Origin of the sequence: Actinoallomurus iriomotensis (assembly GCF_030269445.1) — a bacterium.
Taxonomy (GTDB): domain Bacteria; phylum Actinomycetota; class Actinomycetes; order Streptosporangiales; family Streptosporangiaceae; genus Actinoallomurus; species Actinoallomurus iriomotensis.
Genome location: NZ_BSTJ01000025.1, coordinates 1 through 22,717 on the forward strand (window position 1 = coordinate 1; position 22,717 = coordinate 22,717).

Genomic DNA, 22,717 nt, shown 5'->3' on the forward strand with positions numbered 1-22,717 from the left:
AATCATTCTTGCCAAAGGAATCCAAAACCAAACCGACCAACCCATCAGACGATGGGCCAACCAGCCTGGTCGAGGACCAAAAGGCACTGGCTTTTAGCACACTGTTGAGTTCTCAAGAAACGGACACACACCGTTGAGGATCTTTTGGAAGATCCCCGCTGGGGCGTTTCCTCTATCTTACCCTTTCCCGTTTCCTTTGTCGAATTGCTCCGACTTTGGAATCGAGAGTCCTTTGGAAGTCCTTTCGAACTCCCTTGGGACATTTCCCATCTTACCGTTTCCGCTCCGTTTGTCGAATTGACCGACAAGCGACACGAACTCGGCCCGCCCAACACTCAGACCGGGAGCCCAAAGGCTTCCCGTCCGATCGAAGGGAGGTACCCGGAGATTGCCTCATCTCACGATGATCAGCAACCCGACCGGGCCGACACATCCAGTTGGTCCCGTGACGAACGAAATCCGCCACAGCTCTTCGTTGGGGTGTCTTCCGCGGGGCCGGCCGTCTTTCGACGTCCTGCTCCCCCGCAGGCTCGGACAAGCTTAGGACACCCGGGCGTCGAGGTCAACCCACCGACGCGGGCGTATGCGTAGGTGCAGGTCACTCCTGCACCCTGGACTGATTCCCGCTGCCCCAGGGCCTAAACCCAGCCGCCAGATTTTTCTCGTCGGCCCGTGCCGACGGCCTCCAGGGCCAGGTGCCGAGCCGCCCTACGTCGACCAACGCTGCGCCGACAGAGCGTCCAGAGGAGGAACCCACGAGACGCCGCGCATATTCCCGAACGGCAGGCCGGCCCCACGTCGCCGGCCTGCACGACGCTCCGCCCCCAGCTGGGCGCCCAGGTGACGCAAGCCGCCCGGTACCGGCGACCATCATGCGGCTGTGGAGCCGATGAACACAGCCCCAGAGGAAGACACCACCCGCATGCTGAGGCGAGAGGAGCGCCGGACCGCTGTCTCCCTGACAAGAGGAACCGCGTGCGCATCGAGACGGCGAACACCCGCGATGGCGCGGCCCTCATCACCGCGCTCGGCCCGGAGACCGCGCGGCCTGCCACGTCGATTGAACGGCAGGGCGCCGATCGCCACGAAGAGACCCGCATGGTCTCCGAGCCGTCCAACCCGGACGCCTGGAAGGCGGCGCCCTCGTCGGCCGCCTCCCACGCCCCCGCCGGACATCGTCTTCCTCCGCGAGACCTACGACCCCGAGCCGACGCACCGCCTGAGTGGCGCCAGGCCAGTCGCGTCCGGAATCCAGTCGACGATCAGCTATCCCCGGTCGGCCGGCGGTAGTCGCAGGTGCACACTTCTTGGGTGCCGAGGGCGTGTCGTTCGGCGGCTTGTGCCTCGTTACCGGGTGTGGCAGGTGCGGAGCGCATCCTGTGTTGCCTGTGGGGTCGATCCCGGGGTCGCCGTGTTGGGGCGTGTCGCTCGGCGATCTGCGATCTGCGCCTTACCGTTGGGCGCGACGCGTCTACGGCGAGTTCTGCTTTGGCGGTGCTGGTTCTGGCCTGGTGACCGGCCGGCGGGCCTGCGGTCTCGCGCCTCTCAAGCGTGAGCCTGGCTGGCCCCGTTTCTTCTGGTTCGACCGGCCTCCGGCCACCGGGTTCGCCCCACACCCGCCGCACTCAATAACGAGGCACGAGCCGCCGAGCGGCAGGCCCTCGGCACCCGGGAGCGACCCACACCAGATCGGCCACCTCTGGAACCTCCCGCAAGCACCACAGGATTCGCCCCACAACCCACCGCCCCCGATAACCAGGCACAAGCCGCCGAACGACACGCCCTCGGCGCCCGGGGGCGACCCGCACCGGCGGGCCGCTCCCGGACGTGAGGACGCGCCGTTATCCCGCGGGCAGGGCCGCCAGGCGGCTTTCCAGGCTCTCCACGTCCGTGCGGGCCTGTTCGAGGCGGGCTCGGGTCTTGGTGACCACCTGCTCCGGGGCCTTGGCCATGAACTGCTCGTTGCCCAGTTTGCCCTCCGCCTGGGCGATCTCCTTGCGGGCGGCGGCCAGGTCCTTCTCCAGGCGCGCGCGTTCGGCGGCGACGTCGATGGCTCCCGCGGTGTCCAGGCGTACGGTCACTCCCTCGACCGGCAACGACGCGGTCGGGGTGAAGCCCTCTCCCGCCGGCGTCAGGCGCAGGAGCGTCCGCACCGCGTCTTCGTACGCCGGGTCGAGGCCCTCGATCGTCGCCGCGACCTTCTGGCCCGGCTTCAGGCCCTGGTCCGCGCGGAACCGGCGTACCTCCGTCACCAGGCGCATCAGGCCGGCGATCTCCGCCTCCGCCGACGCGTCCGAGAAGCCGTCCGCGGACGGCCAGGTGGTCGTGACGATCGACTCGCCGCCCGTCAGCGCGGTCCACAGCTCCTCGGTGACGAACGGCGTGAGCGGGTGCAGCAGGCGCAGCAGGACGTCGAGCACGCGCCCCAGCACGGCCGGGGCGTCGGCGCTCATGCCCGGCACCTTGGACAGCTCGACGTACCAGTCGCAGAACTCGTCCCACGCGAAGTGGTAGAGCGTCTCGCACGCCTTGGCGAACTCGAAGTTCTCGAAGTGGGTGTCGACCTCGGTGACCACCGACGACAGGCGGGACAGGATCCAGCGGTCCGCGACCGTGAGGTCGGCGGGCAGCTCCCGGATGGCCGCTCCGTTGATCAGGGCGAAGCGGGTGGCGTTCCACAGTTTGTTGCAGAAGTTGCGCGACCCCTGCGCCCACTCCTCGCTGACCGCGACGTCGCCGCCCGGGTTCGCGCCGCGCAGCAGGGTGAAGCGTGTGGCGTCCGCGCCGTACCGGTCGATCCACTCCAGCGGGTCGACGACGTTGCCGAACGACTTGGACATCTTCTTGCCGAACTGGTCGCGGACCATGCCGTGCAGCGCGATGACCTTGAACGGCTCCACGCCGTCCATGGCGTACAGGCCGAACATCATCATCCGGGCGACCCAGAAGAACAGGATGTCGTACCCGGTGACCAGCACGGACGTGGGATAGAACGCGCGCAGCTCGGGGGTGTCCTCCGGCCAGCCGAGCGTCGAGAACGGCCACAGCGCCGAGGAGAACCACGTGTCGAGCACGTCGGTGTCCTGGGTCCAGCCCTCCGGGGGCTGCTCCCCCGGGCCCACGCACACCGCCGAGCCGTCTGGGCCGTACCAGACCGGGATGCGGTGGCCCCACCACAGCTGCCGGCTGATGCACCAGTCGTGCATGTTGTCGACCCACTCGAAGTACCGCGGGGCCATCTCGGCCGGCACGATCTTCACCCGGCCGTCGCGTACGGCGTCGCCCGCGGCGCGGGCGAGCGGTTCGACCCGGACGAACCACTGGAGGGAGACGCGGGGTTCGACCACCGTCTTGCACCGCGAGCAGTGGCCGACGGCGTGCACGTACGGGCGGGTCTCGGCGACGATGCGGCCGTCCTGCCGCAGCGCGTCGACCACGGCCGGCCGGGCCTCCAGGCGGTCGAGCCCCTGGAACGGCCCGTGCGCGGTGATCGTGCCGCGCTCATCCATGATCGTCAGCATCGGCAGGCCGTGCCGCTGCCCGATCTCGAAGTCGTTCGGGTCGTGGGCCGGCGTCACCTTGACGGCGCCGGTGCCGAACTCCGGGTCGACGTGGGGATCGGCGACGATCGGGATGTGCCGGCCGGTCAGCGGCAGCTCGATCTCGCGGCCGACGAGGTGGGCGTAACGCTCGTCGTCCGGGTGCACCGCGACGGCCGTGTCGCCGAGCATCGTCTCGGCGCGGGTCGTGGCGACGACGATCGCGTCGTCGCCCTCGCCGTACCGGATCGAGACCAGCTCGCCGTCGTCGTCGGAGTGCTCGACCTCGATGTCGGAGAGCGCGGTCAGGCAGCGCGGACACCAGTTGATGATGCGTTCGGCCTGGTAGATCAGGCCGTCGTCGTACAGGCGCTTGAAGATCGTCAGCACGGCGCTGGACAGGCCCGCGTCCATCGTGAAGCGTTCGCGGGTCCAGTCGACGCTGTCGCCGAGGCGGCGCATCTGCCCGAGGATCTTCCCGCCGGACTCGGCCTTCCACTCCCAGACCTTCTTGACGAAGGCGTCGCGGCCGAGGTCGTGCCGGGACAGGCCCTCCTTGGCGAGCTCGCGCTCCACGACGTTCTGGGTGGCGATGCCCGCGTGGTCCATGCCGGGCAGCCAGAGCGTCTGGAGACCGCGCATGCGCTGCCGGCGTACGAGCGCGTCCTGGATCGAGTGGTCCAGCGCGTGGCCCACGTGGAGGGATCCGGTCACGTTCGGCGGCGGGATGACGATCGAGAACGCCGGCGCGCCGGGTACGACGGCGGGCGTGAACAGGCCGCCGTCGGTCCAGCGTTGGTAGAGCCGTCCCTCGACGTCGGCCGGGGTGTACTGAGTCGGCAGAGCATCAGGCGAAGTCACGCGTCGGAGTGTACGGAGGTTCTTCCGGAACCGTGGTCTCGCCCCGCAGATCGAGGGAACTACGGCAGAATGCCGGGTTCGATGTCACGCACCGGTGGAAAGGTCCTGTCAGCGTGACTCATGACGGCCGCGCCACTGGGGGTGAGGCGTGGTATCGGAGGACAATGTGACAGGCAGCGACCAGCTGAGGCACAGGGGGAGACGACTCTCGTGAAGGCGCTCCTGGCCATCGCGGTGCTCATCGTCGGCCTGGCGATGCTGGGCCTGGCCGCCGGGTTCGCCGCCGGCGCCATCCGGCGTACGCGGGCCGCCGAGGCGGCGGACGACGAGTCACCGTCACCGGCGCCACCCCCGCATCCGTACGCCGCCGCGCCCGCGCCACCGGAGTCGCCCCGCGGGATGTGGGCGGGAGCGGGCATCAGCGCGGCCCTCGGCATGGGCGCCCTGATCACCGCCGCGATCGCGCTGCTGTCGGTCATGGCGACGCCGACGCGGGTGCTGAACACCCCCGCGCAGGCGGGCGGCCTCCAGCGTGACGACTCCCCCGGCACTCGGCAGCTCACCGACCGGCAGCGGGAGCGGCTGAAGGCGGCCGGCATGCCGAACCCGCTGACCGCCGTCTACCACGGGGCCGCGGCGACGACCACGACCGTGCTGTTCATCGGGGCGTCCGGGCGCCTAGCCGACCCGGCGACGCAGCTGAAGGAGTTCATCAGCGGCCTGGCGACGAGCACGGGCGCGGGCGGCCGCGCGCTGACGCCGTATCCGGCGGGCCGGCTCAAGGGCACGGTCATGTGCATCGACCAGCTGAGCACCGGTCAGGCGACGCTGGCGACCTGTGGCTGGGCCGACGAGGGCACGCTCGGCGTGATCACCACCGACGCGGGCGACGCCGCGCAGACGGCCGGACTGCTCCTGTCGATGCGCGACGACATGGAGAAGAAGGCCTGATCAGGCGGACTTCTCCCGCGGCTCGCGCTTGGTGCGTTCCCGGGGCACTAGCGTCGGGTTGACGTGCTCGTGGACCGCCTCGCGGGTGATCACAACGCGGGCGACGTCGGCGCGGCTCGGCACCTCGTACATCACCGACAGCAGCACCTCCTCCATGATGGCGCGCAGCCCGCGCGCGCCCGTGCCGCGCAGGATCGCCTGGTCGGCGATCGCCTCGAGGGCGTCGTCGGTGAACTCCAGGTCGACCCCGTCGAGCTCGAACAGCCGGTGGTACTGCTTCACCAGCGCGTTGCGCGGCTCGGTGAGGATGCTGATCAGTGCCTCGCGGTCGAGGTTGTGCACGCTCGTGACGATCGGAAGGCGTCCGACGAACTCCGGGATCATCCCGAACTTCAGGAGGTCTTCCGGCATGACGTCGGCGAACAGGTCGGCGACCTCGCCGTCGTCGTCCTTGGTGCGCAGAACCGCGTTGAAGCCGATGCCCTGCTTGCCGACGCGCTGCTCGACGATCTTCTCCAGACCGGCGAACGCGCCACCGCAGATGAACAGCACGTTGGTGGTGTCGATCTGGATGAACTCCTGGTGCGGGTGCTTGCGGCCGCCCTGCGGCGGCACGCTCGCGGTGGTGCCCTCCAGGATCTTCAGCAGCGCCTGCTGAACGCCCTCACCGGACACATCGCGCGTGATCGAGGGGTTCTCGCTCTTGCGGGCGACCTTGTCGACCTCGTCGATGTAGATGATGCCGGTCTCGGCCTTCTTGACGTCGTAGTCGGCGGCCTGGATCAGCTTCAGCAGGATGTTCTCGACGTCCTCGCCCACGTAGCCGGCCTCGGTGAGGGCGGTCGCGTCGGCGATGGCGAAGGGAACGTTGAGCAGTTTGGCGAGCGTCTGCGCGAGGAGCGTCTTACCGGACCCGGTCGGGCCCAGCAGCAGGATGTTGGACTTGGAGAGCTCGACGCCCTCATCCCTGCCGCCGCTGCCCGACTGGATCCGCTTGTAGTGGTTGTACACCGCCACGGACAGGGCCTTTTTGGCCTTGTCCTGTCCGATCACGTACGAGTCGAGGAACTCGTAGATCTCGCGTGGTTTCGGCAGGTTGTCCCACTTGAGGTCGGATGACTCGGAGAGCTCTTCCTCGATGATCTCGTTGCAGAGATCGATGCACTCGTCGCAGATATACACGCCCGGACCCGCGATGAGCTTCTTGACCTGCTTCTGGCTCTTCCCGCAGAACGAGCACTTGAGCAAGTCACCACCGTCGCCGATGCGTGCCACCCTGTCTCCTTTACGTGGGGCCGCTCATCCTCGGTCCGCGGGATCGAGGGAGCGTGCTGAGGCTCTCGACGTTGTCTCGACGTTACCGCCTGGCGGGCAGTGAGTGAGCCCTCCGGTGTGGTCGATATGGCCGACACCTGAGGGTCACTCAAGGGCCGCTTACGACGACACTACCTCGGAAACGCGCTTCTTGCGGCTCTCGATGATGTCGTCGATGAGACCGTAAGTCTTCGCCTCCTCGGCCGTCAGGAATCTGTCGCGCTCGATGTCCCGGCGGACCTTCTCGACGTCCTGACCGCTGTGCCGCGCCAAGATCGTCTCCATCTCCGCGCGGATGCGGAGGATCTCGTTCGCCTGGATCTCGATGTCGCTGGCCTGACCATACCCACCTTCGGTGGCCGGCTGGTGGATCAGGATCCGCGAGTGCGGCAGCGCGGCGCGCTTGCCCGGCGTGCCCGCCGCCAGGAGCACCGCGGCGGCCGAGGCCGCCTGGCCGATGCAGACCGTCTGGATGTCGCAGCGGACGAACTGCATCGTGTCGTAGATCGCCGTCATGGCGGTGTACGAGCCACCGGGCGAGTTGATGTAGATGCTGATGTCACGCTCGGGGTCGATGGACTCGAGCGTGAACAGCTGGGCCATCACGTCGTTCGCGGACGCGTCGTCGATCTGGACGCCCAGGAAGATGATCCGCTCTTCGAAGAGCTTGTTGTACGGATTCATCTCCTTGACGCCGTACGTGGTGCGCTCGACGAACGACGGGATGATGTAGCGGCTCTCCACGGGCTGGATACCGGCCCGGATCTGATCGCTCATCGGGTTCAGTCCCCTCCGGTCGATGTTCATGAAACCGCACCCTCTGAGGCGACCTGGTTGGCGTTGTGCACCACGTGGTCGATGAAGCCGTAGTCCTTGGCCTCGTCGGCGGTGAACCAGCGGTCGCGGTCGGAGTCGGTCTGGATCTGCTCCAGCGACTGGCCCGTGTGGAAGGCGATCCGCTCGGCGAGCGTCTGCTTCACGTACAGCATCTGCTCGGCGAGGATCTTGATGTCGGACGCCGTGCCGCCGATGCCGCCGGACGGCTGGTGCATCATGATCCGCGCGTGCGGCAGAGCGTAGCGCTTGCCCGGCGTGCCGGCGCAGAGCAGGAACTGCCCCATCGACGCGGCCAGGCCCATGCCGACCGTCGCGATGTCGTTCGGGACGTACTGCATCATGTCGTAGATCGCCATGCCGGCGGTCACCGAGCCGCCCGGCGAGTTGATGTAGAGGTAGATGTCCCGCCGGGAGTCCTCCGCCGCGAGCAGCAGCAGCTCCGAACAGATGCGGTTGGAAATGTCGTCGTCGACCTGCTGCCCGAGGAAGACGATCCGCTCGCGCAGCAGACGCTGGTAAAGCTGGTCGCCCAACGGCAGTAGGGGCGCCTCGGCCGTGCGCGCCTGCACGGGCGACGGCGGTTCGAAGGTCGGAGGCGTGGTCACTGCGTCACCTGCTCCGGAATCGTGGTCGTGGTCGGTTGCTTGCGACATTAACGCGCTGCGGCGAGGGCTTTGGCCGCGAGGGAGGCATGTTCGCTGTCGGCGTGGAAGGTGGGCCGGCCCCGGAGACGCGAACGGGCCGGCGCGCACTGCGCCGGCCCGTCTGGTCGCGGATCGATCAGGCGTCGGCCTTCTCGTCGCCGGCCTCTGCCGTCTCGGCGGCCTCAGGGGCCTCAGGGGCCTCGTCGGCGTGGGCCTCGTCCTCACCGGCCTCGTGCCGCAGCATGGCCGCGATGTCGACCTCGGCACCCTTGTCGTCGGTGGCCTTGACGTGCTCGACGACGAGGTTGAGGGCCTTGGAGCGCAGCACCTCCGACACGACGGCCGGGATCTGGTTGTTCTCCGTCAGGTGCTTGGCCAGGACGTCCGGCTGCACGCCCATCGACATGGCGTTGCGGACGACGTAGTCGGTCAGCTCCTCGTTCTCGACGGTCAGCTTCTCCTGCAGGGCGAGCTGGTCGAGGATGAAGCCGCCCTTGACCGCGTCGCGGGCGCCGTCCTTGATCTCCTGGTCGTACTCCTCCTCGGACTTCCCCTCGTCCTGGAGGTACTTGTCACGGCTCATGCCGTACATCTGGAGCTGCTGGTCGAGCTGCTCGTTGCGGCGCTGGATCTCGTTCTCGATCACGCTCTCCGGGAGCGGGATGTCGAGCTTCTCCATGAGCGCTTCGAGGGCCTTGTCGCGCGCCTCGCCGAGCTGCTGGTGGAGCTTCTGGTCGGCGAGACGCTTACGGACGTCCTCCCGCAGCTCCTCGATCGTGTCGAACTCGCTGCCGAGCTGAGCGAACTCGTCGTCGAGCTCCGGCAGCTCCTTGACCTTCACGCTGTGCACGGTGACGGTGACCTCGGCCTCCTTGCCCTCGTGCTCACCGCCCACCAGGGTGGTGGTGAAGGTCTTGGAGTCACCGGCGTTCATGCCGACGAGCTGGTCGTCGAGGCCCTCGACCGAACTACGGCTGCCAACCTCGTAGGAGTAGCCGCTCGTACGGGCGTCCTCGACGTCCTCACCCTCGACGGTCGCGGCGAGGTCGATCGAGACGAAGTCGCCCTCCTGCGCCTCCCGGTCGGCGTTGGTAAGCGTCGCGAACCGCTCGCGCAGGTTGGAGAGGGTCTCCTCGACCTCCTCGTCGGTCACCTCGGCCGAGTCGACCGTGATCTCGAGGCCGTCGTAGTCGGGCACCTCGAACTTGGGCCGGATGTCCACCTCGGCGGTGAACGCGAACTGCTGGTTGTCCTCCAGCTCGGTGATCTCCACGTCGGGCTGGCCGAGCGCGAACAGCTCGCTCTCCTCGACGGCGCGGCCGTAGAGGCCGGGGAGCGCGTCGTTGACCGCCTCCTGCAGGACCGCGCCCCGTCCGACGTACTGGTCGATCAGGCGCGCCGGCACCTTGCCAGGGCGGAACCCCTTGAGGCGGACCTGCTGCGAGAGCTCCTTGTACGCCTTGTCGAGGTTGGGCTTCAGCTCGTCGAAGGGCACCTCGACGGTGAGCTTGACCCGCGTCGGGCTCAGCTCCTCCACATCGGTCTTCACTTTGGGCGGTCTCCTTGGATCCGGCCGCGGCACGGATTTCACGTTGGATGTCGTGGGCGGCTGCGTTGTCAGCCGGGACGCGGGCACGTCAAAGTGCGTCACCGCGCCTTCGCGCGCCAAGTCTATGGTGTTCCGGCCCGCGCGCGGACAGTTGGGGCGGCAATGCGTCGCCAAGTATTGCGAAAGGGCGCCTACGAACCCCTCTGACGACTCTACGGCCGCTACTCGGCAGACCCCTCGGCGAGGGCCACCCCGTACGGGTGGACGACCGGGCGTGACCGGGTGGTCGGAGGTGACCCGACCTGGGCGAAGGCCGGAGGTGACCGCCGGAGACGCCGGGGACCTTCGTCCCTGCAACCGGGGCGTTTCGGGCCACCGGCACCGAGGCCATCGTCGTTAGCGTCGAAACCATGGCGGCCGAGATCCCTTCCGACCATCTCGACCCGGACCGCCGCCGCGCAGGGAACGCGGGAGACAGGTTGAAGGCGCTGACCTCGTGTACGACTCGGAAGGCTTGAAGATACTGACCGAGCGAGAATGCCGTGAACTGCTCGGCAGCGTCCCCCTAGGCCGCATCGTCTACACCGACCGAGCCCTGCCCGCCGTCCAGCCGGTCAACTTCGTCATGGCCGGCGGCGAGGTGGTGATCCTGACGTCGGCGGGGTCGAAGCTCGCCGCCGCCGCCCGCAACGCGGTCGTCGCCTTCGAGATCGACCAGTTCGACCACGAGATCACAACCGGCTGGTCAGTGGTCATCATCGGCCACGCCCGAGTGATAGCGGAAGACGGCGAGATCTCCCGCCTACGCGACCTCCCGTTGAGACCGTGGACCGCCGGCGAACCCGCCCACTACATCGCCATAACCCCAGAACTAATCTCCGGCCGCCGCCTCCCCACCCCAAAAAAACAAGCCCAAACCCAAAAAACCAAAAACCAAGAACCAAAAGAAGCCTGAACACAGGGGCCAACCAACCCGAGAGCCGAGAGCCGAGAGCCGAGAGGCGGGAGCCGAGAGGCGGGAGCCGAGAGGCGGGAGCCGAGAGGCGGGAGCCGAGAGGCGGGAGCCGAGAGGCGGGAGCCGAGAGGCGAAGCCGCGAGCCGTGAGAAGCGAGTGAGCAAAGCCGAAGGCGAGCGAACATCGGGGGGCTCCGGGGGGTCGTCCCCCCGGGCAAAATCGCGGGCCAGAGCGAAGCCGCCCCAGCGGCGAGCATGCGTAGCCGCCTCGTCGGGCTGGCCGGATTTGAACCGGCGGCCCCCGCGACCCAAACGCGGTGCGCTACCAAACTGCGCTACAGCCCGTGAACGTGTCGAGTGTAGCCCGGCTTGCGCCGGTCGAGGGTCACATTAATCGGCGCACCTGATCACGCCTGTGAGTTGCGCGCCGTGGTGCCGGGAACCGGTACGCTACGCGGGTGACGTGTTGGGGTCCGGTCGTCCGGCCGGTCTCGACGGCCACGCGGGCGTAGCTCAATGGTAGAGCCCCAGTCTTCCAAACTGGCTACGCGGGTTCGATTCCCGTCGCCCGCTCCAACGACGAAGGCCCAGGTCAACCGGAGTTCCGGGACCTGGGCCTTCGATCTTCAACCGGTCCGACTCGGTTCTCAGCCTCGGGCGGGCCACTTCCGGGTGCCGCGCGGAAGCCAACTGGATCGGGCACGACCTCAGCCGGGATGGCGATCGCGCCAGCGCTCAGCCGTCATTCGCCACAGGACGTGCGGCTGTAGCGGATGATCTTCGTCCACCAGTGGGTGGTCGAAGTCGTCGGCGGGGTCATTGGACATGCCGATGCGCTTCATGACCATCTGGGAGCGCAGGTTGGTGTGGCTCGTCATCGAGACGACCTCGGCGAGTCGGAGGTCGTCGAAGGCGAAGGTCAGCGCGCGCTGGGCGGCTTCGCTGGCGTAGCCGTGGCCCCAGCTCGATCGGGTCAGCCGCCAGCCGATCTCCACCGCCGGAGTGAAGTGCGCTTCGAAGTCCGGCACCGACAGACCCGTGAACCCGATGAACTGCCCGGTCTCGGCGACCTCCAGAGCCCAGAGCCCGAATCCGTGCTCCTCGAAACGGGCTTCGATCCGGTCGATCACCGCGTCGCTCTCTTCCGGAGTGAGCGTGGCGGGAAAGTGCTCCATGACCTCAGGGTCGGCGTTCATCGCGGCGAAAGGCGCCCGGTCGCCGTGTCGCCAGCGCCGGAGCATGAGCCGTTCGGTCTTCAGCATCGGTGTTTCGGGCACCCGTCCGACCGTACAAGAGCCAGCTGTTGACTCTCAGCCCCAGCCGATAGTTCGTTGACGAATAATTCGTCAACGAACTATATTGCGACCAGTGCCTCACCTGCGGTGCGGTCGATCCTTGATGGGAGAAGTCTCGTGCCCGAACCCCTGACTCCACGCGAGGTCTTTTTGAAGCTTGTGCACGGCGTCTGCGAGGGACGCTGGGAGGAGGTGATCGAGCTCTACGCCGAGCAGACCCATGTAGAGCATCCCTTCCATCCATTCGCGCCGCCCCCGCTTCGATCGCTCGATGAGCTGCGCGCGCACTTCGGGGCCAACGCCCAGCCTGGCGCCCATACCGGGCACACCCTGCGACGTCAGCCGGCCGGCATCACGGTCCACGAGACGGCGGACCCCGAGGTCATCGTGGCCGAGTTCCGGTACGAGGGGATCGTGGTGGAGACCGGCGAGCCGTTCACAATCCCCGCGATCTTCGTCATGCGGGTCCGTGACGGGAAGATCGTTGAATCCCGTGACTACCTGGACCACCTGCGCTCCGCCCAGGCGCGTGGCCAACTCGGTGAAGTCCTCGACGCCGTCAGGCAGCACCACGAGCCTGCACACGAGCGCTGAACCCGGATCGCACCGGTGGTTCAGGGTCGTTGCCGGGCGCCGTTCACGGGAATGACTCGTTTCCCGTAGCGGAGGCATGCCGACGGTATCCCCGGCCCCGCGACGCGGTGCCACCAAGCCGCCGCTTGGCGCCGTGCTGCGACGCCGCCGGCTCGTACGGTGCTGCGACGCCGCCGGTCGGCGCGGTGACGGTACGGCCGGTGTCCGCCTGGCGGGACCGGCCTCAACGTACGCTCGGCGCGGTCAGCGGCCGATGCCGTGTTCGACCGAGTCGCCGACGCGCAGGGTGGCGTGGACCGCGCCCGTGTCCGGGTCCTCCCAGAGTTTCGCGCCCAGGGTGCGCAGCAGGCCGACGGCGGCCGGGTTGGCGGCGTTCGTCTCGGCGATCAGAGCCGTCTTGCCGTGTGCGCGGGCCTCCTCGATCAGCTGGTGGAGGGCGGCCACGCTGTGTCCCTTGCCGCGGGCCTGACGGGTCAGCCAGATGCCGATCTCGGCGGCGCCGGGCGCCTCGGCCGGGGTCAGGCGCGTCGCGCCGATGATCTCTTCACCGGTCATGATCGCGTAGGAGGGACCGGCCGTCCTGCGGTGGAAGTCGCCGAACGCGGCGCGGCGTTCGGGGGTCCATCCGGGCGGGCCCGGGACGGGAGGCATGGCCTCGGCGGGGTCCGTTCCGGACACGGCCGCCTCGAGGACCCGCGGCAAGAGCTCCTCGTCGATCTGCCGCAACGTGACAGTACTCATGGGATCAGCCTGCCAGGTATGTGATCGTCGCGCTCGCCGACACGAGCGGCATCTCACTTGCGCCAGATCAGCACCAGTGCGCAGTCGTCGTCGCGCGCGGCCGCCATCTCCGCGACGAGCTCATCGGCCCCTTCGTGGAAGCCACGGGGGATCAGTCGCTCGGCCTCGCCGACCAGCCGGTCGATGCCCGCGTCGAGGTCACGTCCGGGCGCCTCGACCAGGCCGTCGGTGTAGAGCATGAGGGCGTCGCCGGGGCGGAGGGTGCCGCGTTCGGGCACGGCGCTCATCTGGGGTACGACGCCGAGGACAATGCCCTTGGCGGGGCTGACCTGCCAGGTGCCGCTGCCCGCGTCGAACTGCACGGCCGGCGGGTGGCCGGCGGACTCGACGGTGTACTCCCCCGTGGTCAGATCGATGACCAGGTGCACGGCGGTGACGAACCCCTCGTCCCAGCGCTGCCGGTGGAGATAGTCGTTGCACGCTGGGAGGAAACGCTCGGGCTCCACCGAGCCGAGCAGGCCGCCGAACGCGCCCGACAGCATGAGGGCCCGCGTGCCGGCGTCCACTCCCTTTCCGGAGACGTCGACCAGCGCCACCTCGAGCTTCTTGCCGTCGCACACCGACACGACGAAGTCGCCGCCGAAGGAGGAGCCGCCCGCCTGGAGCAGCACGACCTTGGCGTCCCAGCCCTTCGGCAGCTCGGGCATCTCGCCGTGGCGGCGGAGGCGGTCGCGGAGTTCGAGCAGCATCTGCTCGCCGCGCAGCCCCTTGACGCCGAGCTGCTGGCGGCTGCGGGCCAGCACGATGGCCAGGATCGCGGTGACGACGATCGTCGCCATGACGCCGGGACCGACCTTGTGGAAGCCGACCGCGATGGCGTCGTACACCAGGGCGACCGCGACCACTCCGAGCAGCACGCCGAGGCCGCGTACGCGGAGGGTGAGCCCGCCGGCGAGGACGGTGAGGACCACTCCGCTCGGGGAGAACCACGTCTGCGACACGGGCGCGGAGATGGCGAGCGCCGCGGTGATGACTATCAGGCCTATCAGGGCATTTCGGTCACTGGTGAGATGCCCTCGCCGCGCCCACCGGTAGAGCCACACCAACACGGGAATCCGGCGCAGGAAGACGCGGACTCTGGCCGGCAGCAGGTGCACGAGGCGGCTAAGCATGATGCGGGCACTGTACCGACCATCACCGTGTCCGCGCTGGAAGGCGGCACACCATACCCAAATCAAGACCGCCCGAAATGTAGTGGCCGAATCCGGCCGAAGGGCCGCGACACTGCGGCCTCAACGCCCCGCCGACCACGCCGCCGACCGGGCCGCCGGGTTTCGCCCGGGCCACCCCGGGGAGATCATTAGGACCTGCCCCGTGCGTCCCCCGAACCCGGCCGGACCGCCGGACAGGCACTGGACGACGCGATGGAGGCACTGATGGGTCAGGGGATGCGTGTCACGGTCGACGCGGCGATGCGGGCCCGCGACGTCTCTCGCATCCGGCCGCAGGACGAGGATCCGCGACCCGCCGATGACTCGTCGGCCGAGGCCCCGCAGCCCGGATCCCAGCCCACCCGGCTCCGCCGTGCCGAGAGGCGCCGGCTCGCCAAGCGCCGCGCCGCCAAGACGACCTGACCCGGCGGCGGCTCAGGCGTCTCAGGGCGTGGGGAGTTCGCCGGTCCGCTCGTACGCGCTCAGCATCGCGATGCGCCGCGCGTGTCGTTCGGCGCCCGTGAACGGCGTGGTGAGGAAGACCTCGACGAACCGCGTCGCCTCCTCCAGCGTGTGCATGCGGGCGCCGACGCTGATGATGTTCGCGTCGTTGTGCTCGCGCGCGAGGCGTGCCGTCTCCTCGCTCCACGCCAGCGCCGCGCGTACGCCCTTGACCTTGTTCGCCGCGATGGCCTCGCCGTTGCCCGAACCGCCGATGACGATGCCGAGCGCGCCCGGGTCCTCCACCGTGCGAGACGCGGCGAGCAGGACGAACGGCGGGTAGTCGTCCTCGCCGTCGTACTCTTCCGGGCCGCAGTCGAAGGCCGTGTGACCGTGAGCGGTCAGCCACTCGATGAGGTGTCGCTTCAGCTCGAAGCCCGCGTGGTCGGAACCGAGATAGACGTGCATGCCGCAGAGTCTGTCAGGTGCGGTGCCGCCGACGCGCACGGGACCAGCTCAAAGCTGGAGAGACTTGATCTCGCAGAACTCCTCCAGCCCGTGCACGCCCAGTTCGCGGCCGACGCCGGACTGCTTGTAACCGCCGAACGGCGCGAGCGGGTTGAACCGGCCGCCGTTGATCTCGACCTGGCCGGCCTTGAGCCGCCGTCCGACCGCCATCGCGTGGTCCTGGTCCGCCGACCAGACGGCGGCGGCCAGCCCGTACGGGGTGTCGTTGGCGATGCGGACGCCCTCGTCCTCGGAGCCGTAGGCCATGACGGACAGGACCGGCCCGAAGATCTCCTCGCGGGCGATGGTCATGGAGGGCGTGACGTCGGCGAAGACGGTCGGCAGGACGTAGTAGCCGCGGCTCAGCGTGGTCTCGGTGCCGCCGGTCACGAGCCGCGCGCCCTCGGCGACGCCGCGGTCGACGTAGCCGCGCACGCGGTCGAGCTGGGTGCGTGAGACGAGCGGGCCGAGCCGGGTGCCGTCGGCGAACGGGTCGCCCGGCGTGTAGCGCTCGGCCGCCTTCGCGGCGAGCTCCACGGCCTCGTCGTAGCGGGCGTCGGGCACGAGCATGCGGGTGAGCGCGTTGCAGGTCTGCCCCGAGTTGACGTACGCCTTGGCCACGCCGACCTTGACGGCGAGCGGCAGGTCGGCGTCGTCGAGGATGAGGTTCGGCGACTTGCCTCCGAGTTCGAGCGCGACGCGTTTGACCGACTCGGCGGCCAGCGCGGCCGCCCGCCGGCCCGCGCGGGTCGAGCCGGTGAAGGAGACCATGTCGACGCCCTCGTGCGCGGCGATCGCCTCGCCGACGACCGGGCCGTACCCGGAGACGAGGTTGAAGACGCCCGGCGGCAGGCCGGCCTCGTCGATGATGTCGGCCAGGGCGTACGCGGCGAGCGGCGCGACCTCGCTCGGCTTGAGCACGACCGTGCAGCCGGCCGCGAGCGCCGGCGCGACCTTGGCGACGACCTGGTGCAGCGGGTAGTTCCACGGCGTGATCGCGCCGACCACGCCGACGGGCTCGCGCACGATGAGGGAGTTGCCGCAGCGCTCGCCGGCGAAGTCGTAGCCGTCGAGGATGTCGAGGATGCCGCTCAGCACGGCGATCGGCGTGCCGACGTGGATCTTCAGCGCGACCTGGTACGGCGCGCCCAGGTCGGTGGCGATGAGCGTGGCGAGGTGCTCCTGGCGGGCGGTGATGCCGTCGAGGACCGCCCGCAGGAGGGCGGCGCGCTCGGCGGGCGGGGTCGCCTCCCAGGCGGGCAGGGCGCGGCGCGCCTCGGCCACCGCACGGTCGACGTCGGCGGCCGTGCCCGCGGGGACCCGATCGATGACCTCCTCCGTCGCCGGATTGACGACGTCGATGGTGTCCGAAGCCGAGGAGTCCGCCCACGAGCCGCCCGCATAGATCACATCGCGCATGTGCTCATCCTTCCCCGGTGAACGTACGGGGACCACCCAGACCGGTTAATGGACTTCCGGCCCCAGATGGCGCGCAGGTAGCTGTTGCAAAGGATTTGCAACAAGGATTGAATGGCAGGACCTACCCCCGACCGAGGAGCGACCATGGCGATGGCACGGTCCACGACACCTACCCGGCTCGGCCGTGCCGAGTGGGGGCGGCTGGCCGGCATGACCGGTTTCGTGGTGTTGCTGCACGCCGTCGGGTGGGGGCTGCTCTTCCTGGTCGTCCTCCCCGGGCGCTACCACCTCGGCGACGGCAAGCTGTTCGGCGTCGGCATCGCGCTGACCGCGTACACGCTGGGGATGCGTCACGCGTTCGACGCCGACCACCTGGCGGCCATCGACAACACCACCCGAAAGCTCATGTCCGACGGGCAGCGTCCGCTTTCGGTCGGGTTCTGGTTCTCCCTCGGGCACTCCTCGGTGGTGTTCACCGCGTGCGTGCTGCTCGGCTTCGGGATCAAGGCCCTGTCCAACGGCATCTCCGACGAGCACTCGGGCCTGCACACCGTGACCGGCACGATCGGCCCGACCGTCTCCGGCACGTTCCTGGGCGTCATCGCGGTGATCAACCTGGTGATCCTGGTCGGCATCCTCAAGGTCTTCCGCGACATGCGGCGCGGCGTGTACGACGAGGCGGCGCTGGAGGAGCAGCTGAACAACCGCGGCTTCATGAACCGGATCCTGGGCCGGTTCACCAAGGCGATCACCAAGCCGTGGCAGATGTACCCGCTGGGCTTCCTGTTCGGGCTCGGCTTCGACACCGCCACCGAGGTGGGCCTGCTCGCCCTGGCCGGCTCGGCGGCGGCCGCGAGTTCGCTGCCCTGGTACGCCGTGCTGTGCCTGCCGATCATCTTCGCCGCCGGCATGTCGCTGTGGGACAGCATCGACGGCACGTTCATGAACTTCGCGTACGGCTGGGCGTTCTCCAACCCCGTGCGCAAGATCTTCTACAACATCGTGCTGACCGGCGTCTCGGTGGCCTTCGCGTTCGTCATCGGCGGCACGGAACTCCTCCAGGTCGCCCAGGACCGGTTCGGCCTTCGCGGGACGTTCTGGGACTGGGTGGCCGGCCTGGACCTCAACACGGCCGGGTTCGTCATCACCGGCGTCCTGCTGGTGCTGTGGATCGGCGCGATCGCGATCTGGAAGTTCGGCCGCATCGAGCAGCGCTGGTCCGCCGCCCTGCAGGACTCCGAGGGCTGACGGCCCCGGCGTGACGATCGAGGCGCGCCGATCGGCCAGTGGTGGCCACGGACGCGCGGGGAGGCCGCGCACCGCACTTGTAGAACGTGCGGGCGGGCGCCCGGCGTCCGCCCGCACGAACCAGCGCGAAACCGTCAGTCGAAGATCGGGTCGCGGGTGCGGCTCCGCTTGAGCTCGAAGAAGCCGTCGGTGCCGGCGACGAGGCGTACGCCGTCCCACAGCTTCGCGGCGGCCTCGCCACGTGGGATCGGCGAGACGACGGGGCCGAAGAACGACGCGCCCTCCACCGAGATCACCGGGGTGCCGACCTCGTAGCCGACCCGGTCCATGCCGTCCTTGTGCGAGGCGCGGAGCAGGGTGTCGTACTCGTCGGTGTCGGCGGCGTCCGCCAGGTCACGGTCGAGGCCGGCCGCCTCCAGGGCGGCCTCGATCGCCTCGCGGTTCGGCGGGAGCTTCTCGTTGTGGAAGCGCGTGCCGAGCTGGGTGTACAGCTCGCCGAGCACCTCCTGGCCGTACTTCTCCCGGGCGGCGATGCAGACGCGAACCGGGCCCCACGCCTCGTCCATCACCTTCCGGTAGTGCTCGGGCAGGTCCCGGCCCTCGTTCAGGACCGACAGGCTCATGACGTGCCAGCGGACCTCGATCGGGCGGAGTTTCTCGGCTTCGAGGATCCACCGCGAGGTGATCCAGGCCCAGGGACACCTCGGGTCGAACCAGAAGTCCACCGGCGTGCGCTCGGCGTCGGCCACCGCAACCTCCACAGTGTTCGTGCGTCTTGTCGTACGGGGCTCAACCGGCGCGCTCTCCGAAGCATTCCAACCTTAGGGTTTGCTGAGAGTTTGGACCAAGATCCCCGCCCGGCGGGTTAGATGGTGTGGCGGCGTGCCGTTCCGTGCGCGTGTCGGCGCGCCGTACGGTGGGATGGACAATGACGTCGCATTCATGCACTTGAGGCGAGGAGTTCACTTGGCTGGCAACCTGACGCGCGATGAGGCGCGCGACCGCGCCCGGCTGCTCACCGTCGAGTCGTACAACGTCGATCTCGACCTGACGACGGGTTCGGAGACGTTCGTCTCGGACACCACGATCAGGTTCGGCTGCGCGGAACCCGGCGCCTCGACGTTCGTCGATCTCCACGGAGCGAAGGTCCGCGAGATCACGCTCAACGGTCAGAGTCTCGACCCGGGCTCCTACGACGCCGAGAAGGGGCGCGTCCCGCTCCCCCGGCTGGCCGCCTCCAACGAGCTGCGCGTGATCGCCGACGCCGCCTACTCCCGCACCGGTGAGGGGCTGCACCGGTTCGTCGACCCGGTCGACCAGAAGGTCTACCTCTACACGCAGTTCGAGACCTGCGACGCGCACCGGATGTACACCTGCTTCGACCAACCCGACCTCAAGGCGCGCTTCGAGCTGAGCGTCACCGCGCCGGAGGACTGGCAGGTCATCACCAACAGCGCGCCCGACTCCGCCGAGGGCGGCCGGTGGCACTTCCCGGCCACGCCGGGCATCTCGACCTACATCACCGCGCTGGTCGCCGGGCCGTACCACGTCGTGCGCGACGAGTACCGGCCCACCGAGCGTCGTGCCGGAGGCGCGCAGGAAGAAGAACAGAGCATCCCGCTGGGCGCGTACTGCCGGGCGAGCCTGGCCGAGTACTTCGACGCGGACGCGATCTTCGAGGTCACCAAGCAGGGCTTCGACTTCTTCCGCAAGACCTTCGCCCGGCCGTACCCGTTCGACAAGTACGACCAGCTCTTCGTTCCGGAGTTCAACGCGGGCGCGATGGAGAACGCCGGCTGCGTGACGTTCCTGGAGGACTACGTCTTCCGGTCCCGGGTCACCGACGCCGCGTACGAGCGCCGCGCCGAGACGATCCTGCACGAGATGGCGCACATGTGGTTCGGTGACCTCGTCACCATGCGCTGGTGGGACGACCTGTGGCTCAACGAGTCCTTCGCCACCTACATGAGCGTGCTGTGCGAGGCCGAGGCCACGCAGTGGACCGGCGCGTGGACCACGTTCGCGAACCTGTGGAAGACCTGGGCGTACCGGCAGGACCAGCTCCCGTCGACGCACCCGATCTCGGCCGACATCCCCGACATCCGGGCGGTCGAGGTCAACTTCGACGGCATCACGTACGCCAAGGGCGCGAGCGTGCTCAAGCAGCTCGTCGCCTACGTCGGCCGCGACAACTTCATCAGCGGCGTCCGCAGCTACTTCGACCGGCACGCGTGGGGCAACACCTCGCTGTCGGACCTGCTCGACGCGCTCGAGGAGACCTCCGGCCGCGACCTGACGTCCTGGTCCAAGGAGTGGCTGGAGACGGCCGGCGTCAACACGCTGCGCCCCGCGTACGAGGTCGGCGACGACGGCGCCTTCACCTCCTTCGCCGTGCTGCAGGAGGCCCCGGAGGCGTACCCCACGCTCCGCTCGCACCGCGTGGCCGTGGGCCTGTACGACCGCACGCCCGAGGGCATCGTGCGGCGCAGGCGCGTGGAGCTCGACGTGGTCGGCGCCCGCACCGACGTGCCGGAGCTGGTCGGTGAGGCCCGGCCCGACCTGGTGCTGGTCAACGACGACGACCTGACCTACGCCAAGATCCGACTCGACGACCACTCGATGCGCACGCTCATCGACGGCATCGGCGAGATCACCGACGGGCTGCCGCGCGCGCTGTGCTGGTCCGCCGCATGGGACATGTGCCGCGACGCCGAGGTGGCCGCGCGCGACTACGTGCGCTTGGTGCTGTCCGGCATCCGCGGCGTCACCGACGTCTCCGTCGCCCAGTCGCTGCTCCGGCAGGCCCGCACGGCGACGCGGCAGTACGCCGACCCGGAGTGGCGCGCGACCGGCTTCGCCCTGCAGGCGGACACGCTGCGCGAGCTGATGGCCGAGGCCGAGCCCGGCTCGGACCGGCAGCTCACCTACGCCCAGGCGTTCGTGGCCGTGGCGACCTCGGACGAGCACCTCCAGTACGTCCGCGGGCTGCTCGACGGCTCCGTCGTCCTGGACGGGCTGGTCATCGACACCGACCTGCGCTGGGCGCTGCTGCGCCGGCTCGTCGTGCGCGGCGCGGCCGGCGAGCCCGAGATCGCCGCCGAGCTCGAGCGCGACCCGACCGCCGCGGGCGAGCGCCACGCGGCGGGCGACCGCGCCGCGGTCCCGACCGCGGAGGCCAAGGCCGCCGCCTGGGACCGCATCATCGCCGGCGACCTGCCCAACGCCGTGTTCCGCGCCACGCTCGGCGGGCTGTTCGACGTGGACGACACCTCGCTGGTGGAGCCCTACGTCGAGAAGTACTTCGCCGAGGTCGGGCGGGTCTGGTCGGCGTGGTCGAGCGACATGTCGAGCACGTTCGCCGAGCACGCCTACCCGTTCCTGGTGACCGAGCCGAGCACGATCGAGCGCACCACCGCCTACCTCGACGAGCAGAACCCGCCGCCGGCGCTGCGGCGGCTGCTCCTGGAGGGCCGCGACGGTGTCGCCCGCGCGATCCGGGCCCAGGAGAAGGACCGTTCTGCGCGCTGATCACCGGGTTGGTGCGACTGTGCCACGGTTGGTCGTGACAGAGTGAACGGGTGGAAACCGCCCGCGATGTTCTGACGACGCTCGCCCGGCGGTACGCCTTCGGCGACCTGGCCGCGCTCTGCGAGGCCGGGGCGGCGAGGCTGCCGTCGGGCGTCGCTGCCGAGGTGCGGCTGCTGTGCTCGTTCGGCCAGCGACTGATCGATCTGGACGCCGAGGACTTCGGCATGCCCGAGCGCACCGGCGACCCGGTCGTCGATGAGTACACCGTGCCCGAGCATCTGCTGGCCCGCGCCCGCGCCAGCCGGATGCCGCAGTCGGCGAAGGAACGTTCCCGCGGGGCGCTGCGCACGCTGCGCCCCGCGTACGGCCTGCTGCTCGAGGTGATCGCGGCGCGCTGGCACCGCCGCGAGATGGCACCGCTCGTGGCCGCCGTGCACATCGCCTCGGAGTACCTCCCGCTGCTCGCGTGGCAGCCGGTCCTCGGCCACGCCGGCGACCCGGCGCTGCTGCCGACGTCGGTGTCGGGGCCGGGCAGCCGGTTCGGCGTGCCCGGCGGCGCCACCCGGCCGCGCGACTGCTCGCTGACCCGGCCGCAGCAGTCGGCCGCCGAACGCGCCCTGCGCGTCGCCCGCGAGCCGGGACCGGGCTGGCGCAACTACCTCGACCGCCAGCACAGCACGGTCGCCTCGGCCCTGTGCACCTGCGCGGTGTCGTGCCGTACGCCCTGCGACGTCGTGACGCGCCTGAACCCGGACGTGCTGTCCGCGCTGTCCGAACGCTGCCGGGTGGCGCAGGAGTTCGCCGACGGCGCGCTCGTACGCCTGCGGCACGCGGCGCCGGTCGGTCACGGCTTCGGCGTGCCCAATCCGGACGAGGTCTCCGACGCCTGGAACCGCACCCGCACGTCACTGGGCCGGCTGCCCCTCGGCGACCGTGTGGTGGGCGACGTCGCCGACTATCCCCTGCCGGGCCTGCCGGAGGCCTTCTCCGCCGCGGCCGGTCACGAGATCGTGCCGGACACGCTGCTGCGCGACCTCTCCGACCACCTCGTCGCCATCCTGCAGAGCTAGCGTGTCACGCCACC

18 protein-coding genes and 2 tRNA genes are annotated in these 22,717 nt (G+C 69.3%); 8 read left to right on the forward strand and 12 right to left on the reverse strand.

Going from position 1 to position 22,717, the window contains the following annotated elements; translation table 11 throughout:
- Positions 1 to 1,841: 1,841 nt before the first annotated feature.
- On the reverse strand, positions 1,842 to 4,400 hold the full coding sequence (locus tag QSK37_RS50605; protein WP_285637094.1) for a valine--tRNA ligase: 2,559 nt from the start codon (positions 4,398 to 4,400) through the stop codon (positions 1,842 to 1,844).
- Positions 4,401 to 4,610: 210 nt separating this feature from the next.
- Here QSK37_RS50605 and QSK37_RS50610 point away from each other — a divergent pair, with 210 nt between their 5' ends.
- Positions 4,611 to 5,351, forward strand: coding sequence for a hypothetical protein (locus tag QSK37_RS50610; RefSeq protein WP_285637096.1), 741 nt, complete (start codon positions 4,611 to 4,613; stop codon positions 5,349 to 5,351).
- Here the strand turns inward: QSK37_RS50610 and clpX are convergent, their stop codons facing one another.
- From clpX to tig, 4 genes are all read right to left on the reverse strand, one after another.
- Positions 5,352 to 6,626: an ATP-dependent Clp protease ATP-binding subunit ClpX gene (gene clpX, locus QSK37_RS50615; RefSeq protein ID WP_285574355.1), complete on the reverse strand. Its 1,275-nt coding sequence runs from the start codon at positions 6,624 to 6,626 to the stop codon at positions 5,352 to 5,354. It abuts the gene before it with no gap.
- A gap of 159 nt (positions 6,627 to 6,785) precedes the next feature.
- Entirely contained in the window at positions 6,786 to 7,442 is a 657-nt protein-coding gene (locus QSK37_RS50620; RefSeq protein ID WP_285574426.1) for an ATP-dependent Clp protease proteolytic subunit, read from the reverse strand.
- A 26-nt stretch (positions 7,443 to 7,468) separates the two neighbouring features.
- The gene (locus QSK37_RS50625) at positions 7,469 to 8,107 is read right to left on the reverse strand and encodes a ClpP family protease (RefSeq protein WP_285574353.1); all 639 of its coding nucleotides are present in this window, start codon (positions 8,105 to 8,107) and stop codon (positions 7,469 to 7,471) included.
- A gap of 175 nt (positions 8,108 to 8,282) precedes the next feature.
- Positions 8,283 to 9,695, reverse strand: coding sequence for a trigger factor (gene tig, locus QSK37_RS50630; RefSeq protein WP_285637099.1), 1,413 nt, complete (start codon positions 9,693 to 9,695; stop codon positions 8,283 to 8,285).
- A gap of 496 nt (positions 9,696 to 10,191) precedes the next feature.
- On the opposite strand from tig, the gene QSK37_RS50635 reads away from it, so the two are divergent.
- Positions 10,192 to 10,650 carry a pyridoxamine 5'-phosphate oxidase family protein gene (locus tag QSK37_RS50635; protein ID WP_285637102.1) on the forward strand — a complete coding sequence of 153 codons (459 nt, stop codon included), beginning with the start codon at positions 10,192 to 10,194 and terminating at the stop codon, positions 10,648 to 10,650.
- Between the two features lie 270 nt (positions 10,651 to 10,920).
- Here the strand turns inward: QSK37_RS50635 and QSK37_RS50640 are convergent.
- Positions 10,921 to 10,994, reverse strand: a tRNA-Pro gene (locus QSK37_RS50640).
- Between the two features lie 157 nt (positions 10,995 to 11,151).
- On the opposite strand from QSK37_RS50640, the gene QSK37_RS50645 reads away from it, so the two are divergent.
- A tRNA-Gly gene (locus QSK37_RS50645) sits at positions 11,152 to 11,225 on the forward strand.
- A 131-nt stretch (positions 11,226 to 11,356) separates the two neighbouring features.
- Here QSK37_RS50645 and QSK37_RS50650 read toward each other — a convergent pair.
- Positions 11,357 to 11,926: a GNAT family N-acetyltransferase gene (locus QSK37_RS50650; RefSeq protein ID WP_285637104.1), complete on the reverse strand. Its 570-nt coding sequence runs from the start codon at positions 11,924 to 11,926 to the stop codon at positions 11,357 to 11,359.
- A gap of 135 nt (positions 11,927 to 12,061) precedes the next feature.
- On the opposite strand from QSK37_RS50650, the gene QSK37_RS50655 reads away from it, so the two are divergent.
- A complete protein-coding gene (locus QSK37_RS50655) occupies positions 12,062 to 12,538 on the forward strand; it encodes a nuclear transport factor 2 family protein (protein WP_285637106.1) in 477 nt (158 codons plus the stop codon).
- Between the two features lie 243 nt (positions 12,539 to 12,781).
- Here the strand turns inward: QSK37_RS50655 and QSK37_RS50660 are convergent, their stop codons facing one another.
- Both QSK37_RS50660 and QSK37_RS50665 read right to left on the reverse strand, forming a co-directional pair.
- Positions 12,782 to 13,279: a GNAT family N-acetyltransferase gene (locus QSK37_RS50660; protein ID WP_285637109.1), complete on the reverse strand. Its 498-nt coding sequence runs from the start codon at positions 13,277 to 13,279 to the stop codon at positions 12,782 to 12,784.
- Positions 13,280 to 13,332: 53 nt separating this feature from the next.
- The gene (locus tag QSK37_RS50665; RefSeq protein ID WP_285637111.1) at positions 13,333 to 14,451 is read right to left on the reverse strand and encodes a PP2C family protein-serine/threonine phosphatase; all 1,119 of its coding nucleotides are present in this window, start codon (positions 14,449 to 14,451) and stop codon (positions 13,333 to 13,335) included.
- A 264-nt stretch (positions 14,452 to 14,715) separates the two neighbouring features.
- Between QSK37_RS50665 and QSK37_RS50670 the strand changes: the two genes are divergently transcribed.
- Positions 14,716 to 14,913 carry a hypothetical protein gene (locus QSK37_RS50670; protein WP_285637114.1) on the forward strand — a complete coding sequence of 66 codons (198 nt, stop codon included), beginning with the start codon at positions 14,716 to 14,718 and terminating at the stop codon, positions 14,911 to 14,913.
- A 21-nt stretch (positions 14,914 to 14,934) separates the two neighbouring features.
- Here QSK37_RS50670 and QSK37_RS50675 read toward each other — a convergent pair whose 3' ends face one another.
- Both QSK37_RS50675 and QSK37_RS50680 read right to left on the reverse strand, forming a co-directional pair.
- Positions 14,935 to 15,399 (reverse strand): ribose-5-phosphate isomerase, encoded by a 465-nt coding sequence (locus QSK37_RS50675; RefSeq protein ID WP_285637117.1) that lies wholly within the window; start codon positions 15,397 to 15,399, stop codon positions 14,935 to 14,937.
- 48 nt (positions 15,400 to 15,447) lie between these two features.
- Positions 15,448 to 16,857, reverse strand: a complete 1,410-nt coding sequence (locus QSK37_RS50680; RefSeq protein WP_285637119.1) for an aldehyde dehydrogenase family protein — start codon at positions 16,855 to 16,857, stop codon at positions 15,448 to 15,450.
- 144 nt (positions 16,858 to 17,001) lie between these two features.
- On the opposite strand from QSK37_RS50680, the gene nicT reads away from it, so the two are divergent.
- A complete protein-coding gene (gene nicT / locus QSK37_RS50685; RefSeq protein ID WP_285574336.1) occupies positions 17,002 to 18,105 on the forward strand; it encodes a Nickel transporter NicT in 1,104 nt (367 codons plus the stop codon).
- A 134-nt stretch (positions 18,106 to 18,239) separates the two neighbouring features.
- On the opposite strand, the gene QSK37_RS50690 is transcribed toward nicT, so the two are convergent.
- Positions 18,240 to 18,854, reverse strand: a complete 615-nt coding sequence (locus tag QSK37_RS50690) for a DsbA family protein (RefSeq protein WP_285637121.1) — start codon at positions 18,852 to 18,854, stop codon at positions 18,240 to 18,242.
- A 217-nt stretch (positions 18,855 to 19,071) separates the two neighbouring features.
- Between QSK37_RS50690 and pepN the strand changes: the two genes are divergently transcribed.
- On the forward strand, positions 19,072 to 21,633 hold the full coding sequence (gene pepN, locus QSK37_RS50695; RefSeq protein ID WP_285637124.1) for an aminopeptidase N: 2,562 nt from the start codon (positions 19,072 to 19,074) through the stop codon (positions 21,631 to 21,633).
- A 50-nt stretch (positions 21,634 to 21,683) separates the two neighbouring features.
- Entirely contained in the window at positions 21,684 to 22,703 is a 1,020-nt protein-coding gene (locus QSK37_RS50700) for a hypothetical protein (protein ID WP_285637127.1), read from the forward strand.
- Positions 22,704 to 22,717: the final 14 nt, after the last annotated feature.